This is a genomic window from Nocardioides antri, assembly GCF_008373765.1.
GTDB lineage: Bacteria > Actinomycetota > Actinomycetes > Propionibacteriales > Nocardioidaceae > Nocardioides > Nocardioides antri.
In genome coordinates this window covers 1-254 of the sequence record NZ_VUJW01000121.1, presented here as the reverse complement: position 1 = coordinate 254, position 254 = coordinate 1, and the positions used below count along the sequence as shown (strand labels likewise).

At 48.4% G+C, this 254-nt stretch carries 1 protein-coding gene; it reads left to right on the top strand.

The features are described from left to right. Positions 1-27: 27 nt before the first annotated feature. Positions 28-254 (top strand): ribosomal L7Ae/L30e/S12e/Gadd45 family protein (locus F0U47_RS22775; RefSeq protein WP_149752348.1); only part of this gene is annotated, 227 nt, incomplete at its 3' end.

Sequence of the window (254 nt, the reverse complement as noted above, 5' to 3'; positions counted from 1 at the left end):
CGCAAGACAGTCAAATAGTCAACAACCATGGCTGATGTTGAAGTCGAGGTCCCCACCAACCCCATCTTGTCGGGTAACAACATGGACGTGAATGTAGCACTGCAAGAGGTGCTAAAGACAGCTTTAATCCATGGTGGTCTTGTGCACGGTCTTCACGAAGCCGCTAAAGCTCTTGACAAGAGGCAAGCAGTACTATGTGTTTTGGCTGAGAACTGTGATGAAGCCGCATACAAGAAACTTGTTCAGGCTCTGTG